The organism is Chromobacterium alticapitis (assembly GCF_002924365.1).
In the GTDB taxonomy this organism is placed as follows: Bacteria; Pseudomonadota; Gammaproteobacteria; order Burkholderiales; family Chromobacteriaceae; genus Chromobacterium; species Chromobacterium alticapitis.
In genome coordinates, this window is record NZ_PQWB01000103.1 from 1 (window position 1) to 229 (window position 229).

1 pseudogene is annotated in these 229 nt (G+C 63.8%); it reads right to left on the reverse strand.

The window, feature by feature from the left end:
- A pseudogene (locus C2I19_RS22090) lies at window positions 1-229 on the reverse strand (IS5/IS1182 family transposase); the annotation flags it as partial.

Sequence of the window (229 nt, forward strand, 5' to 3'; positions counted from 1 at the left end):
GCCCTTGTCCGCGCCGACGGTGCTGCCTTTCTTGGCATTGCGCAGCAACAGGTTCAGCGCTTCGACGTTTTCGGCGTGGCCATTGACCTCGGACACCGAGACGTCCACAACCAGGCCGTTGCGGTTCTCGGTCAGGATATGGGCCATATGGCACAAGCGGCTGGCGTCGCCGGCGCTCTTGCGGGCCAGTCGCGCTTCCGGATCGGTTTTGGACTGGTGGGTCTGGTTG